This window comes from Cupriavidus sp. C2SS-8b (assembly GCF_057073745.1).
Window position 1 is genome coordinate 2001493 of record NZ_CP172716.1, and the last position, 16395, is coordinate 2017887.

A 16395-nucleotide genomic window follows, 5' to 3' on the forward strand; every position below is an offset into this window, starting at 1 on the left:
CTGCCTCTACTTCCGCGTGGCCAGGTTGGCCTGCGCGATGGCCTGCGGCTCGCGGCCGTTGAAAATGCGCGACGGCAGTACGAAGCCCCGCAGCGCGAGCATCTCCAGCGGCCCCTGGCCGACTTCGGTGCGCATCTGGTAACTCAATGGATAGGCAACATCCGCCCCCGGCGGCAGCTTGGCAGGCCGTGCGGTCAGGCTGTCGGGATCGAGGCGGTCCTGCTCATGCCCTGCTGCGGCGCTATCGCTGCCACCAGCCTTCGGCCCCGCTCCGTCCACGCCGGTATCCGGCTTCCCCTGCCAGGTCAACTGGTAGGTCGCACTGTCCAGCGGCTCGATCCGCGCCCGCTCCAGCATGCGCACCAGGCCCCAGCGGCCGCCGAACTCATAGCTCTTGTTGGTACCGGCCGTCTCGGTCTGCCATTGCAAGCGGGTACCCAGATCCTGGGTATTGTTTGCAGGCCACGCCATCATCTGCCAGGTCTCGCGCTGGTTGTAATAGTGCAGCTTCTGCCCGTCGAGGGTCAGCAGCGTGTCTGTCAGTCCCGGCGTCGGGATTGGCTTGAGTTCGAAGCGATACTGCGGCTCGCCTTGCGCCAGCATGTGGGCGGCGATGCGCTGCAGGGTGTTGATCGCCTTGAAGAACGCCGGATCGAAAGCCAGGGCCTGGCCGCCGGTAGCAGCGGGCACCCATTGATCGCCTTGCAACTCCAGCACGCCGGCCAGTTGCGTGCCAAGGAACGCTGCAATCAGCCCGGTCTGCGGGCGCAGGAATCGCGCCAACTCTGGCAGCGAGGCATCATTCGCTGTGTCGGCAAACGGATAGCGTCCGGCGAACGCACGGCCCCACGTCATCGCAATGCCTTGCCTCCACGCATCGTTCAGGCTCGCTTGCGCGGGTTGTAGCACCGTCTGCGTTGCCTGGGCGATCGGTCGCACGAACAGCGTCTCGCCCATGCCTGCCCATTGGCTGCCGAGGCTCGCTGCCATCAACTGCGCATAGGCCTGGGTGTCGGCCAATTCCGAGCCCTTGCCCTGGAACAGCGCCTGCGCCATCTGCCGGGCCTGCGCGTCGGCGTCGGCGCTGGTGCTGACCTGCTGCAGGCGCAGGCGCAGCGCCGTGGCGCGGTCCAGAAAGCGTTGCAGGCTCAGATCCCCATTGGCACCCGGATTGCTATTGGCGCTCTGGCCCTGCCCCACTAGCCGCAGCACCGGGCCGAAGGCGACACCGAGCGGCCCCGCCGTATCCGGCTTGATGGCCTCAGGACCCGCCGCCTTCTTGCCGAGCAGATCCTGCGCCTTGGCCACCAGCGTGTCGGAGAGGGAATCCTTGCGGACCCCGGCGCCGCCCTGGTATTCGAGCGATTTCATCAATGCGATCATCGGCGACTGGCGGGTGTCGGCTATCAGTTTGAGCTGATCGATCGCGGCTGGCAGCGTCGGCGCAGGCTCCCATTGCAAGCTGTTCATGAAACCCTGCCAGCGGTCTGCGTAGTCGGTGAAGTATTGTTCGGTCAGAGCCGCCTGCAGCGCTTCGGCGGAGCGGCCTGTTGTCGGTTGCGTCTGGGAATTGCCGTCGGTCAGCACCCAGTCGCTGGCGATCTCTGTCCGCTTTGCAGCCGTCTCGATCGCGGGAGCGACATATCCCTCGTAGGCCTGGCGGGTGAAGACGCCCGGCACGATCGCCGCCGTGCGCATCAGCCCGCGGGGATCAGTGCCTGATGTGAGAGATACCAGGTTCTGGTCGGGGTATTTGCTGCGGCCGTTATCGTCGAAGGATTTGATGATGCCCTGGTAGACCGTGTCCTCGGCATTGCGCTCCCCGATCACCGCCAGCAAGGTCTGGCGCGCGCCGGACACCAGCTCGGGCCGGGGCTCGATGCGCCACGCCGGGTTGGCCTTCAGGTGCTGCGCGTAGAACTTCAGCAGGCGTTCGGCGAGATCCTGCTGCTCGCCTGGCGTGATGCGCGCGTCGGTGGACCAGTGCTGCGCCAATTGCGGGGCAAGGAAAGCAGCGTCGGCGCGCTCGGGGTTGGCGAGCATCAAATACGTCTTGAGCTTCTGGTGGCCCCCGAGCGCCCAGCGGCTGGTTTGCTCGTCCAGCGAGTCGGTCCGCATTTGCGCGAGATCCACCAATGATGCTTCCAGGTCCTGCTGGATGGGCGCGATGAGCAACCGACGGCTGGCCTGTGCGTACGGATTCCACAAAGCGTCGAGCACCGCCGGATCGCGGTTCAGGCCGAAGCGAGTCGCAAGCGGCGCGTGATGCTCGGTGCGGGTCTCGTAGCGCTCGATTTGCTGCTGCAGGGCAAGCAGCGCATGCAGGCGCGCGGCGGCGTTGGGGGCTGATTGAATGTCGGTCACGGTCTGCCGGGCGGCACGTATGTCGCGCCCGTTCAGTAACGCGGACATCAGGATGCCGACGCTCCACAGACCGATCGCGGCCAACGCAATGGTGGAGAACATTGTGACGGGGTGCCAGCCGATGCGCCGGCCCGGCTGGCGGCGGGCGGATTCGCCCAGGTATTGCCAGAGGGGCAGCTCGGCACCTGCTTCGCCGTTCGCATCGGCCGCAGCAGGGCTGGGATATGGCGCGAATACGATGCCGTTTAGCGCAATGCGCCCGCGCTGGTTGTTCACTATGCCGCCGATCCAGTCGGCGAGCGCCTTGGCACGGGTGTCAAGCCGTACGGAAAGCTCGCCCATATAGCGGTCGCGCTTGTTGTGAATCAGTTGTTCGATGCTGCGATCCGACAGTCGATCACGCAGGGACTCTAGTGCCTGCGCGATGGCGTCGGCGTTCGCTTGACGCGGCAACTCACAGCCGATCACCGGCGTATTGCCGTTGGCTGCCGCGTCGGTCCGCGCGACATCGAGCAGGTAGACCGGAGCGGACCAGTGCAGGACTTCGGCGATGCGGGCCAGGCTGATGCTATAGGAGTCGGTGCCACGGCGTTGTGCTGGCAAATCGGACTCGCCATCGACGGTGAGGATGACCGCGTCGATCGGGCGGCGGCGGCGTAGCTTGTAGAGCTGTTTAAGCCAGGCGACGTCCGGCTGGCCGTCGTGGCCCCGTTTACCCCATAGCAGCACCGCATCGGCGGTGATCAGCCCACCCTCTTCGGCAAGGCCGGGAAGCAGGCCGCGAATTACGTCATCGTTGCCGATGAGCAATAACCACGGCTGGCGATATCGCCAGCGCATGCCGTATGCACCGCGCAGACGCGATTGCAGCAGTTCAAAGGCTTGTACCGATGCTGGCGACGGCACAGGTTGCATTGCCTTGGGCGCGATTCCATTACTTGAGACAAACTCGCGGAAACGCAAACGGAATGTTCGCGAGCGGAGCGAATAGATGAGTACGCCAACAGCTGCAACAAGGAGCGCGAATACAACAGCTTGGCGATGCTCGCGCAGCCAGGACCCCACCTCGTCAACTGAGAAGACCAGCAAGGAGGCGCATGCTGCCAGCAATGCACTCGTTACGATCAAGAGAACCAGCCAGAAACGTCCAGTTTTCACGCTTATCAACCGCTCAATGAAAGAAACATGACGGCCAACGCCGTTGGCCAACGCGATCGCCTGCCGACGATCAGCTCACGACCACGGCCTGCGTCATGTCAAAAGATCCACTGCACTGATTTTCGGGCTGAGCGACACGCGAGAGCGTGATCCTTCCCTCGTACCCGGCAGCACAACACTGATCGGCTCCAGACAGCGATGCGGCGTGGCACGACATCGCGAAGGCGATCCACTCCCGCAGCGGCCCCGGTACGCCGACGAACTGATCAATGGCAGTAGCGTCGATCTTCTCCGCCCTCTTGCCGGCCGCGTCATTCGCAGCTGACCACTGGATGAGCAAGGCATCCATCGCCGCTTGGTCCAGGCCGCTCAGCCATAATCTGGAAACGGCAGGAAGCTCACGGTGTGACGCCTGCATGGTCACGATGTCATCCTGAATCGTCCCAACCGTGGTCGGCATCGGCCGATACAGCCACGCCAATGGCCGGATGTCCATCGCTTCGGCCATCGCCTCGGGCATCAACAGCACGGCCGCCCCTGCTTCCGTGAACTCGCCTGGCAGTTCGTTGCCCCACAACTGCGTGGCGACCACCAACTGACACTGCGGCCGTTGCTCGTCAGCACTCCGAGAAAAGCAAACGGCCGGCGACTTGTCCGTTCCTGGCATTGGCTTCATACCGCGCACCTTCCCATCGCTCAACCCTTCGAGTACATCTCTGATGCCTGGAGCGTCGTCCCACCGCGTAGTACCGATGACGGCCGGTGCGACGATCTCCAAACCTGGCGGAATCCGCATCAGCGCATGCCCTAGTGGCTCGAGAAGCGAGGCAACCAACGCCGTCCGCCGGTCTTCTGGCTCGGCATCTCTGTCGATACGTTCTAATTGACGGTGACTGCCCGGATGCGCCTCCGTATCGCCGGACGCGCCGACAATCCGCTCGACAAGATCGGCATCCGGCGTCACCACAGCCGCACCGATGATCGCGACGCGCCGCGCACCCCACTCGCGCCACTGCCCGCTCACGGCTTCGCACTCTGACTTCAGCACAGCCGCCGCCTCGCAGGCATTGGCGTGCAACAACATGCGCACTGCGAAAGCCACCACCCAGAAGAGAATCGGTATGCCGGCGAGCGCGCTCCAAAACCGAACACCGCCCGCCGGCTTAGCGGGTGGCCAGAACGCGAGCGTGGCACAAGCGCCAATGACAAGAAAAGCCGCAAGCAGCACGGCCCATCGCCATAATCGCGGCGATGGTGGTGGACCAGCAACCATAAGGGAAGGAACTGGCCACGCCATCGGCTACTCTCCAAATCCGGTGGTACTGGATATCAGGCTGCAACCGCACCCTGCCTTGAAGCCATGCAGTGCAACCTGCTTGTTATCAGAAAAGATGCTGCCATCTCCGGGCATGATGGATGTCGTGCCATGCCCGCTCCGCGGACAGGAGACAAGATCGCCAACCAACGCTGCAGGCATACCGTCAATAATCATCGTCGAACTTGCGGTTTCAACATGTCCGCCGTGGTCTGTCCTGTCTCTCAAGCGAATCACACCTCTCATCGTTGCCTCTCTTTGATCATCATTGGCTTCCAAGTACATCCGATCTCAGTTCGACGCCGCTGCGCCATACCCTTTGCCCAGCGCCTCCACCTCGGGCAGCGCCGGCGTCGTGGCGCGCAGCCGCATGCTGTGCAGCAATCCTTCGAAGCGCGGCAGGCTCTGTGCGAACGGCGGCGGATCGGATGCCAACTTCTCCTCCTCCGTCACCTGGTTCCGCGCAAACGTGCGCATCTTGATATCCAGCCACGGCAATGCCTGCGAGTCCCGCTTGCCGTTGGTGCCTGCGTAAAGCGTGTAGACCTCGTAGGGCGCCCGGTTGAGAATCCGTTTCAACTGCGCAGGCGTGTAGTCCGCGCGGGCATTCGCCTTGCGCTTCTCTTCAGCATCCAGGCCGTTCACCCGCGCCACCACGCCCGACTCGATCGCCACACGGCCGTCAATCTGCACCTTCTTCGGCCCGATGCGCTGCAGCACCTCCATGTTCTCCGGCACCTCGCCACCTAGCAGTCCGATCCCCGCCACGCCCATGGCGTTCCAGAGCGCGCCGCCACCGGACGGGATCTTGTCGCTCACCACACCGGTGTCCAGCACATAGATCACCCCCGGAACATCCCGGTAGCGCATCGCCTGCTTCATCGCGAATGGCAGCGTGCCGTCATCCGCGATGAAGCCATACGGAATGCACAACCCTGGCTCGCGCGGGATTTCGAACTCCGCCCGGGTCCGGAAGCGCTTCAGGAACGCCCGCATGCGTGCCTCGTTGGCCGGCTGCTCCGTGGCCGGGCCTCTCGGCTGCTGGAAGATATGCAGCCACGGTTTGCGGTAGACGTAGGCCGTCATGATCTGGCCCTGATTCCGGATGCTGTCTTTGTCGTCCTTGTCCACGATCTCGCCGCGCTTGAATTCCCAGACGCCCAAGCTGTCCGGCAGCCCCAGGTCGAAGCGGCGATCGAGCTGGCCTCTGGCCATCCAGATTTCGTCACTGCGTACCATCTCCTCCCATTGCTTCCGCTCCTCTGGCGATGTCGACTTCGCTACTCGCTCCTTGTGCCGCGCAAGGCTCTCCGTCTGCGATGCCATGGAGTGCTTCTTGCCGAGTTCCAGGCCTTCAAACTGGAAGGCAAACTCCTTGCCCTCCGGATCAAATATCACGGCCACCTTGGTGTCGCCCACCAGCACCCGGTCGCCCCGATCAAAGATGGAAGCGCTTTGCCTGGAACTAAACACAGTACTGTCCGTGGGATCCGTGGGCCACTGCACCGGCCCTACCACGTCAAACACATGGCGCCCCAGACACTCCTGCCGGCTCCCGGAGGCAGGCGCCGTATAGGCCGATCTGGCAACCTGCTCCAGGTTCTCGTGCCAAGCCCGCTCATCCTCCGCCGCCTGCCGTTCCGCTCGCGACGGGCCGCAGCCCATCAGGACGATGACCGCCAGCGCGCTTAGCACCCGCAGTCCATGGGTTCGTGTTCTCATGTGGTGGCGTCTGTAGTGGTTTTCTTAAGCGTCAGTTCGACGCCGCTGCGCCATACCCCTTGCCCAGCGCCTTCACCTCCGGCAGCGCCGGCGTCGTGGCGCGCAAGCGCATGCTGTTCCGAAGCCCCTCGAAGCGCGGCAAGCTCTGTGCGAACGGCGGCGGATCGGATGCCAGCTTCTCCTCCTCCGTCACCTGGTTCCGCGCAAACGTACGCATCTTGATATCCAGCCACGGCAACGCCTGCGAGTCCCGCTTGCCGTTGGTGCCCGCGTACAGCGTGTACACCTCGTAGGGCGCCCGGTTGAGAACCCGCTTCAACTGCGCCGGCGTGTAGTCCGCGCGGGCATTCGCCTTGCGCTTCTCTTCGGCGTCCAGGCCGTTCACCCGCGCCACCACGCCGGACTCGATCGCCACACGGCCGTCAATCTGCACCTTCTTCGGCCCGATGCGCTGCAGCACCTCCATGTTCTCCGGCACCTCGCCACCCAGCAGTCCGATCCCTGCCACGCCCATGGCGTTCCAGAGCGCGCCGCCACCGGACGGGATCTTGTCGCTCACCACACCGGTGTCCAGCACATAGATCACCCCCGGAACGTCCCGGTAGCGCATCGCCTGCTTCATCGCGAACGGCAGCGTGCCATCATCCGCGATGAAGCCATAAGGAATGCACAACCCCGGCTCGCGCGGGATCTCGAACTCCGCCCGGCTGCGGAAGCGCTTCAGGAACTCCCGCATGCGCGCCTCGTTGGCCGGCTGTTCCGTGGCCGGCCCGCTCGGCTGCTCGAAGATATGCAGCCATGGTTTGCGGTAGATGTAGGCCGTCATGACCTGGTCCTGATTCCGGATGCTGTCTTTGTCATCCTTGTCCACGATCTCGCCCCACTCGAACTCCCAGACGCCCAAGCTGTCCGGGAGTCCCAGATCGAAGCGGCGATCAATCTGGCCTCTGGCCATCCAGATTTCGTCACTGCGTACCATCCCCTCCCATTGCTTCCGCTCCTCTGGCGACGTCGACTTCGCCACTCGCTCCTTGTGCCGCGCCATGCTCTCCGTCTGCGATTCCATAGAGTGCTTCTTATCAAGTTCTAAACCTCTAGACTTGAATGCAAACTTCTTGCCCTCCGGATCAAAGATCACGCCTACCTTGGTTTCGCCCACCAGAATTCGGTCGCCTCGGTCATAGATCGAATAGCTTTGCCTGGAATTAAACACAATGCCGACGCTGGGATCCGTGGGCCACTGCACCGGCCCCACCACGTCAAACACATGGCGCCCCAGACATTCCTGCCGGCTCCCGGAGGCAGGCGCCGCGTAGGCCGATCTGGCAACCTGTTCCAGATCCTCCTGCCAGGCCCGCTCATCCTCCGCCGCTTGCCGCTCCGCTCGCGATGGGCCGCAGCCCATCAGGGCGATGACCGCCAGCGCGATCAGTACCCGCAGTCCGTTGGTGGGTCGTGTCGTTCTCATGTGGTGGCCTCCGTACTGGCTTCTTCTCCGTTCCCGATGCCAGATACCAGCGCATCGGCAGTCCGCGATGGCTCGAACGGGTCGTGCCCGCTGGGCGTCTCGCCGTTGTTGGCAAGCAAGGTCAAGTTCAGGCCGGAAAAATTATTCTCGTTGGCGGTCCAGCGAAACGGCAAGGCGCAAATGAAGCCGGCGACTCCACTTGGTGCCGAGGTTCTTGGATTGACCGACGCCTCCCAACTGCGCGGCTTGTCTCCGATCGCAGGCTTGCGCCAGAACGTTTCCAGGAAAGGCATGCGTTCCTTGAGCTTCCGCGTCTTCTTATCCCACGTCGGCCAGATCGAACTGTCAGGGTCATCCAGCTTCGTGTCTGGAACTGAGTACGGCACATAGCTGAACGCCCCTCGATAGGCCTCCGCGTTGTCCCGCCCGCGCTTCTGAATCGCCGCCCATGTGGCGGGACACGCCGGACGATCGATCACCCCCGCCAGCTCGGACGCGGGTGCTGCACAATTGCCGCTCAGGCCAAACAGCTTTTTCCATAGGCTCACCCGCAGTTCGTGCACCACCTTGCCCACTGGTTGCGACGTCTTACCGTCAAGCAGAACCTGCCTGGTCGCCGTATCGGCAATAACCATGGCCAGTTCCGAATCCCGCGTTCCTAGCAGGCTGCGGTCGTTGATGTTGGCGCTGCCCAGAATGGCCACTCGGTCGTCCGCAATCAGCAGCTTGCTATGAACGTAGACCTGCTCCGTCACGGCCTTGCCGCCCAGAGTTGCCCAGTGGCGCAGGTTCAGCAGCGTGATATGGCTTTGCCATTCTTTCGGAACCTCGTTCTCCAAGTCGGCAGGATCCATCGCCGCCAACGCCTCATACTTCCTGACCCTCTCCTCCTCCGACATGCGAGGATTTTCCTTGCGCGCCTTCCGCTCCAAAATGGCGCGTCGGACATTGTTGACCAGGCTGTCGTGGCCAAACACCAGCGACTGCATCGTCAGGTGCACCTGCGACATCACGTTGATGGCGTCCAGCTGTCCCTCGGGATGCACAGGCAGGACCATGTAGACATGGAATGGCAGATCCTCCAGGATCGCCCGCCGAATTCTTGCGGCCAGCGCGTGACCGATCGGGTTTTCCAAGCGCTCTTGCGCCTTGCCCAGCAAGTTGAAGGTTTCCACCTTCGCCAGATTGCTCAAATTTGTATCGAAGTCGGCCAGAAAGGCATCGTCCTTGTTGGCCTCCCGGACCACTCGCTTGAGCTTTGCGAGGTTGATCTTCCTGGGAATATCGCGCAGGGGCATGCCGCGCTGCAGCCCGAGCTTGTTCATGTAGGCTTCGCCGTTCTTTGCCGCCCAGGGATCGCGCAGCGCAGCCATCGGGCCAGACCATCCGTAATCCGAGGCGGCATCCTTGCCATAGGCCGACTGAAAGAACTGTCCCTCGATATAAATGAAGTGCTGTGCGCCGCCAATCGCCTTGAGCATCGCCTTCATACAGTTGTTCTGCGGCCGCGTTGGCTTTTCACCCTTGGAATTGGCGGCAAACTCCACCTGACGCATCTGCAACGACGCGCTGCGCAGCAATTGAGCCCGCTGCGTGCCCGACTTCGCGGCCTGCCGCTGCGGTGCATGCTTGCGCATCAGTATTGGCAGCCCCTGGCCAGACCATGCGCTGGCGGACGCGCCTGTCAGGCCGACGGCTCTCAGCAGCAGATTGATCTCCTTGTAGGCCGGCAAGGCTGCACAAGTCTCCGAGGCGACTCCTGATGGCGCCGATGACGGTGGCTTCGATACGCCGGATGGCCTATTGACTGGACTGACAGACCTTGACGCACAGTAACGCTTGACCTGCCCATCCCAACGGCTTACGAAGTTCGTTGCCAGTTCGAACACCGCCGGTCCTTCGATGCGCATGTGGACGTCATGCCATGGCATGCGCGGCTGACTCTTCACATCGTGCGTCTTGCCCTTATAGGGCATCGCCTTGCGCCGCTCGATCAAGTCCGGCAGTGGCTTGTCGCGCTGGCACGCCGCGTCTGCAATGGAGGTGGCGCACACCACGCCAAGCGTCTCGATCAGGCGGCCAACCTGCTTGTAAACGTTTGGCGAAAGCGCATCGAGATGACCGCCGCGTAGCCAATCGATCAGCCATGTCACGGCTGCAGCCACATCGGCACCACAGTTCAGCAATTCCTGTCGAATGCCAGGATCGATGTAGTCCCATGTCCGCCAGGCGAGCCATTGCACGGCTTCGCCCGACGCATCTTGAATGGCCTCCCTGACCTCGGACACCTGCCTGGCCGCATCCTTGACGAACGCCGGCACAAGTTGCGAGCTGTCCCACCAACTCTGCACGCGCCATGCGATCTCCTTGTACTGCGAGTCCTTCTCGTTCACCCAGTCGAGTCCGCTGTTGACAGGGCCCAGGTCAAGTGGAGAAAACCACCAGGCCGCGACCTTGCCCGTCGTCGTTGGAAAGCATCCCGTCAACAGCTCTGTCAGCGGAACGTAGCCCGTCTGCTCCTCGCGAGACAACGTCGCGACCTTGGGAATGCACGTGCTGTAGAACTCATTGCCCTTGCGCCCCTGCGCAGCCAGATTGAACGTACCGTCGTCACGCCGCCCATAGGCCAGGTCCATGCCTCCCATGTAACCGATCTTGTTGTCCACCACGACCATCTTCTGATGATGAGAATAGCCGAGTAGCCCGAGCCCGCCAGCGATATCGCTCTGCCCCACGGACGGCAAGGTCCATGCACGACGCTGCTTCAGGCCTGCGTTCAACTGGTTGAGTCCGAACAGTGTCTCCAGGATGCACGTATCAAACGCCAACGGGGGCGGCGAAAGCCATGGCATCACAAACACCTCCACGCCGCGCTCGACCGCCCGACGCAGATGTTCGAACAAGGTCTTGCCGTCTCCCATGTCTACGTCAAAGTTCACCTGCCAGCCTGCTATGAAAATGCACGTCGCTGCTGCGTCGATCGCTTTTGCAACATCGGTGAAGTAGCTCGACCCTGTTACGAAGAACTGCACCTTGTTTCCGGAGCTCGGCGCCGAGAACACATCGCCCCATTTGATGCCTTTGAGCTCGCTCGACAACCCGGGGTCTTGACTCGCCGGGTTCTCGGTGCTGGATACGAACCAATTCGGCGCCGAAACCGAGTCGGATGCTCCCTGTTTTGTCTTGACATGTGTAATCGTCTTCTTGCACATGGTGTCAGCCCAAATTTAGCTTTTGATCGCTTGATAAATGCGACGAGCGACGGTGCTAAGAGCATCCTCCGCAACCTTCACAACCGGCTCCAAGTTTTTGTCTTGTCGTGCGGGATGAAGGTCTGGCGTAAAGTCCGCCGCATTCAGGCCATGCAGCAGTTTGTCTTCGTCCGTCCAGTCATCCGATTCGACTTCGGCATTGATGCGAACGGTATGGCCAGGGTAGACGAGCCAAGTACGCATGGGGTTCGCGCAGTACGCGTCGGAAACCATTTGCTTGTCTTCATCGGACAGGTTGATGTGGCCTCGCTCATCGGTGATGCCCTGGGCAATCACCTTTGACTCATCGATGTCCAACGAGTCCGGCTCCGCCCCATGCGCGATCTTCCACGGCGCATGCGCTAGCGCGAGTCCATTCGAGCCCGGCGTGTCAGCGAGCCGGAACTTGAAATCGAAGCGCTGAGGCTCAAGCTCCGACTTTGGAAGATTCGGCAATACTGCGGGCTTGCTTGCTGGAGCGCATTTCTGCAGGCTGACCGCGTGGCAAAGAATGTTGTCCGGCGTGCCAAGATGCACCTTGCCATCCTTTAACTGGATGTAGGCGCCGCCGCAGGTTAGCAGCAGTTCGTCTTTGGCTGTCAGTACCACCTTGCGTTCGGTGCTGGTGATCGTAAGATCGTGACGCGCCGTCAGTTCCATTGCGTCGTTCTGGGCCTGCACTTGCACCCTCCCCTTGTTCGCCAGCAGCTTGATTCCCGCCGCATGCGCGAACATGCTGATTGCCTCGCCTGCGGCGACGGTGAACCGCTTCCATGCGCTCAGTTCCGCATGCTGGCCAGCATTGATCGACACGTTGACGCCGGCATTCTGGTGGATGTTGCCGGGCGTGGAAGCCGCGATGCCTGCTGGAGCCGACAGAAGGAGCACGGCATCCTGCAGGTTCTTGACCTGCTCCTGCAGGAAGGCATTCTGCGTCTTCAGGTCCAGCAACTCTGCCCCGGCCGTCTGCGCGGCATCGCTCAACTGGCGCAGCTGTTCAAGTGCTCGTTCAAGCTGCTGCACGGCAGCGTGCATATCGAGCTGAGGTCCTTCCGCGCCAGGTTGGCCGTCTGCCGAGATGAGCAGGCCTTTTCCCGCCCTCAGTGAACCCCACAGGTCTGTCCGCAGTTCGAAACCCTCGCCCCGCTTCTTCCCCTGGTGATCAACAAGGTAGCCCAGATTGAGTTGCGTCTTGCCGCCGTACTCGGTCGACAGCTTGATGCTCTCCTGACCCTCCCAATCCTCCATGCGCAGCTTGTTATTGCTCTGCGTTCGAATCACATTGCGCGACAGCCACCGGCCCTGATTCGTGATCAGGTCCTCATGCTGGCTGTTGTGCTGAACACTCGCGATATACGGCTTATTGGGATTGCCATCGCGGAAGGCCACATCGACGTAAGTGCCGTCGAGCAGCGGGAAATGAAAGCCCGTCTGCAACGCCCCGGCAAACGGCTTGGCCAGCGCCAGCGGCACGCTCTCGCCGCCGTTTGGCCATTCGTCGAAATCCACATCGAAGCGGACCGTGTAGTGCCCTTGCTGCGTCAGGTAGGCATACTTGTACCGGCCGGGCGAGGTAACGCGCGCACTCAGCGTGCCTTGGATCTTCGGCCAGTTGTCTTCATCCATCGGCAACCGGTAACGCCGGTCCGATGGGATCGCCTTGAAAGCATTGCGGTAGGCCGCATCGCGCGCCCCGCTGTGAATGACTTCGGTGATCACCTGCCCGTTCGGCGCATCAGGCAGCGCCATGTCCATGCGCAGAATGCGCGCCGGGCGCAGCGCCAGCACATTGCTCTCTCCAGCGAAGACCAACTGTCCGGCTAGTTTCGCCTCATGCCGCAGTTGCGCCTCCCACTTGCCTCCGTCGAAGTCGAGGTGGTGCGTGCCGTAGACATAAGACTGGCCGTAGGTCGTCGTCTCCTTGGGCGCGACATTCGCTTCGCCGGTGAGGCGCTCCCACGCCAGGTCAGGATTGAAATCAGCGACCCGGAACGATTCCGGCACCGTCTTCGCGTGGGTCTGCAGCGAAAACACCGTTTCCTGTCCGGATTCCAGCCCGGCTGTCTCCCGGTAAGGCACGCGCAGTTCGGGCTGGTAGATGTAGTGATCGATATCGTCCCCGAACACCACCATCTCGCCGAATTTCCCGGGCATGAAGTAGCAGTACATGCCCTCCTGTTCCATCAGCAATCGGATGTACGACCAATCCGACAACTGATGCTGAAAGCGGAACTTATGTTCGGGGTATTTCCGACGGAGCTTGAAGTCAAACTGGTGGCCTTGCAGGTCGTGACGGCGCAAGATCGCTTCAATGATCTGCGGCGCTGTCTGGTGCTGGTAGATCCGGCTGGCACGCGTCAGTTGCAGCCGCGCAACGAGCGGCTCGACCACGATTTCGTAGGCGAAAAAATCGCGAGTCTTCGTGGTTTTGCTAAACCGCGTGACGCAGCCGGCGAACTTGCGCGGTTCCGTGCCATCGGCAGTATCGATCAGGAAGGTGGCTGCCCTTCCCAGATAGTCGGAACGGTCCAATTCAAGCGGGTGCGTGAGCTGAACGGTGACGGCATAGGGCTCACCCAGACGCTCGACGGCCTCGAAGGAAACCACCGAGAGCGCCGCAGCGCTCACCGTGCCGGGCACCTGAAGGAAATACGCCTGCCGTCCCGTCAGCCCTTTGAACAGCGCGCCGCCGTAGTTCTTCAGTCCCTCCACCAGATCCGTCATTCCCTGGGCTCCGTTGTCAGCGTAATCAACCGTGCAGCGGCCGATGCGTCGCTCATTTCATCGTCCTGCGCGCCGCACGGTAAGCGCTTTCGCTTACGCCGGGAACCCCTTTGGATCCGTCTTAGAACGATTTTTAGATCTATGACAACATTTGGTATCGGTTCGGAAATGTTCTATTTCTTCTCGGAATTTGACGTGCTACTAATCATTTCCAAGCGCCGCATTGATCGTTTTTCAATAAATTTAGCAGCCGCTAAAGACAGAAATAGAGGATTCAAGAATGGCCGAGAGTTTCCAAAATGAAGTGCCCAAGGCACGCGTCAATATCAAGCTTGACCTGCATACCGGTGGTGCGCAGAAGAAAGTGGAGCTGCCGCTCAAGCTGCTGGTAATGGGCGACTACAGCAACGGCCAGGAGACGCGATCCCTAGCCGAGCGAGAGAAGGTTTCCATCAACAAGAACAATTTCAATTCAGTGCTCGCCGACTTCAACCCGAAAGCGAAGGTTGCGGTAGAGAACACTCTCATTGGTGATGGCACTGAACTGCCAGTCGACCTCGACTTCAAGTCGATGGACGATTTCAAGCCTGAAATCGTGGCTGGCAAGGTGCCCGAACTGCGTGCACTGATGGCGGCGCGCAACCTGCTGCGCGACCTGAAGTCGAACCTGCTCGACAACGCCATGTTCCGCCGCGAACTCGAAAAAATCCTCAAGGACCCGGGCCAGTCCGAACGCCTGCGCGCCGATCTGCAGAAGATCGGCGAGGCCGCCCCGGCATCTCCGTCCGCCCAGTAATCATCCTTGAGGAGTGAACCCAATGACCAAGCATGAAATCGCCGCTCGCACCCAAAGCGAAACCGACACCGTTGTGCTGGACACGCCCGACAAGAGTGTCTATGAATCGCTGTGCGAGAAAATCAACCTGACACCGGTCAAAACCACGCGCCCGGTGGAATCGTTCCAGAGCGCCGATGCGCTTTCTGAATCGTCGCTGGATGAACGCGTCGCGCAAGCGATGAACGTCTTCCTGAAGATGATTCAGGATTCATCGCAGCAGGTGGACCGACTGGACAAAAGCTTGCTCGACTTCCATATCGAGCATCTGGACCAGCAGATCAGCCGCCAGCTGGATGCAATCATGCATAACGAAACGTTCCAGCAAATTGAATCGGCCTGGCGCGGCCTGAAATTCCTGGTAGATCGCACCGACTTCCGCAAGAACGTGAAAATCGAAGTGCTGGACGTGTCAAAAGACGCCCTACGCCAGGACTTTGAAGACACGCCCGAGGTCATTCAGAGCGGTCTGTACCTGCATACCTACATCCAGGAATACGACACACCGGGTGGCGAGCCGATCGGCTCGATCATTTCGAATTACGCGTTCGACCGCAGCCCCCAGGACATTGCCCTGCTACGCAATATCTCCAAGGTTTCAGCTGCCGCGCATATGCCGTTCATTGGTTCCGTCTCGCCAGCCTTCTTCGGCAAGGACTCGATGGAAGAGGTCGCCAGCATCCGCGACATCGGCAACTATTTCGATCGCGCCGAGTACCTGAAGTGGAAGAGCTTTCGCGAATCGGACGACGCGCGCTATATCGGCCTGACGCTGCCCAGCGTGCTCGCGCGCCTGCCTTATGGTCCCGATACGGTTCCGGTGCGCGCCTTCAACTACACCGAGGCGGTCAAGGGTCCGGATCACAGCCGCTATCTGTGGGCCAATGCCTCGTTCGCGTTTGCCGCCAACATGGTGCAGAGCTTCATCAAGAACGGCTGGTGCGTGCAGATTCGCGGCCCGCAAGCCGGCGGACTGGTGGAGGACCTGCCGATTCACCTGTACGACCTCGGCACCGGCAACCAGGCAAAGATTCCCACCGAAGTGTTGATCCCGGAAACGCGCGAATTCGAATTTGCCAATCTCGGCTTTATCCCGCTTTCCTACTACAAGAACCACGACTTCGCGTGCTTCTTCTCCGCGCATTCGGCCCAGAAGCCGGCGCTGTACGACACCAACGAAGCTACCGCCAACAGCCGTGTCAATGCGCGCCTGCCGTACATCTTCCTGCTGTCGCGGATCGCCCATTACCTGAAACTCATTCAGCGCGAAAACATTGGCACCACCAAGGACCGCCGCTTGCTGGAACTGGAACTCAATACCTGGGTCAAGACGCTCGTCACCGAGATGACGGATCCGGGTGACGAACTGCAATCCTCCCATCCGCTGCGCGAGGCCAAGGTGCTCGTCGAAGACATCGAGGACAACCCCGGCTTCTTCCGCATCAAGCTCTTTATCGTGCCGCACTTCCAGATCGAAGGCATGGACATCAATCTGTCGCTTGTGTCCCAGATGCCCAAGGCAAAGAACTGAGCTGCCCCGGCCTTTCCTGACACGTTG

The 16395-nt window shown here is 61.3% G+C and carries 9 protein-coding genes; 2 read left to right on the forward strand and 7 right to left on the reverse strand.

The window, feature by feature from the left end; genetic code table 11:
* Positions 1 to 6 precede the first annotated feature (6 nt).
* From ACIGJB_RS09240 to ACIGJB_RS09270, 7 genes are all read right to left on the reverse strand, one after another.
* On the reverse strand, positions 7 to 3573 hold the full coding sequence (locus tag ACIGJB_RS09240; RefSeq protein WP_483729575.1) for an ImcF-related family protein: 3567 nt from the start codon (positions 3571 to 3573) through the stop codon (positions 7 to 9).
* Between the two features lie 19 nt (positions 3574 to 3592).
* Positions 3593 to 4750, reverse strand: coding sequence for a hypothetical protein (locus tag ACIGJB_RS09245; protein ID WP_483729576.1), 1158 nt, complete (start codon positions 4748 to 4750; stop codon positions 3593 to 3595).
* Positions 4751 to 4822: 72 nt separating this feature from the next.
* On the reverse strand, positions 4823 to 5116 hold the full coding sequence (locus tag ACIGJB_RS09250; protein WP_483729577.1) for a PAAR domain-containing protein: 294 nt from the start codon (positions 5114 to 5116) through the stop codon (positions 4823 to 4825).
* Positions 5117 to 5128: 12 nt separating this feature from the next.
* The gene (locus ACIGJB_RS09255; RefSeq protein ID WP_483729578.1) at positions 5129 to 6532 is read right to left on the reverse strand and encodes a hypothetical protein; all 1404 of its coding nucleotides are present in this window, start codon (positions 6530 to 6532) and stop codon (positions 5129 to 5131) included.
* A gap of 58 nt (positions 6533 to 6590) precedes the next feature.
* Positions 6591 to 8027, reverse strand: coding sequence for a hypothetical protein (locus tag ACIGJB_RS09260; RefSeq protein ID WP_483729579.1), 1437 nt, complete (start codon positions 8025 to 8027; stop codon positions 6591 to 6593).
* Positions 8024 to 11239 carry a phospholipase D-like domain-containing protein gene (locus tag ACIGJB_RS09265; protein ID WP_483729580.1) on the reverse strand — a complete coding sequence of 1072 codons (3216 nt, stop codon included), beginning with the start codon at positions 11237 to 11239 and terminating at the stop codon, positions 8024 to 8026. Before ACIGJB_RS09265 ends, ACIGJB_RS09260 begins: the two co-directional genes overlap by 4 nt.
* Positions 11240 to 11254: 15 nt before the next feature.
* Positions 11255 to 14002, reverse strand: a complete 2748-nt coding sequence (locus ACIGJB_RS09270) for a type VI secretion system Vgr family protein (protein ID WP_483729581.1) — start codon at positions 14000 to 14002, stop codon at positions 11255 to 11257.
* 280 nt (positions 14003 to 14282) lie between these two features.
* Between ACIGJB_RS09270 and tssB the strand changes: the two genes are divergently transcribed.
* Positions 14283 to 14798, forward strand: a complete 516-nt coding sequence (gene tssB, locus ACIGJB_RS09275; protein WP_483729582.1) for a type VI secretion system contractile sheath small subunit — start codon at positions 14283 to 14285, stop codon at positions 14796 to 14798.
* Between the two features lie 22 nt (positions 14799 to 14820).
* Positions 14821 to 16368 carry a type VI secretion system contractile sheath large subunit gene (gene tssC / locus ACIGJB_RS09280; RefSeq protein ID WP_483729583.1) on the forward strand — a complete coding sequence of 516 codons (1548 nt, stop codon included), beginning with the start codon at positions 14821 to 14823 and terminating at the stop codon, positions 16366 to 16368.
* Positions 16369 to 16395 lie beyond the last annotated feature (27 nt).

What these genes read in the sequence shown, in the direction of transcription:
- ACIGJB_RS09260 (WP_483729579.1), bottom strand. Translation starts at nt 8,027, where the DNA reads ATGAGAACGACACGACCCACCAACGGACTGCGGGTACTGATCGCGCTG.
- ACIGJB_RS09265 (WP_483729580.1), bottom strand. Translation starts at nt 11,239, where the DNA reads ATGTGCAAGAAGACGATTACACATGTCAAGACAAAACAGGGAGCATCC.
- ACIGJB_RS09270 (WP_483729581.1), bottom strand. Translation starts at nt 14,002, where the DNA reads ATGACGGATCTGGTGGAGGGACTGAAGAACTACGGCGGCGCGCTGTTC.
- tssB (WP_483729582.1), top strand. Translation starts at nt 14,283, where the DNA reads ATGGCCGAGAGTTTCCAAAATGAAGTGCCCAAGGCACGCGTCAATATC.
- tssC (WP_483729583.1), top strand. Translation starts at nt 14,821, where the DNA reads ATGACCAAGCATGAAATCGCCGCTCGCACCCAAAGCGAAACCGACACC.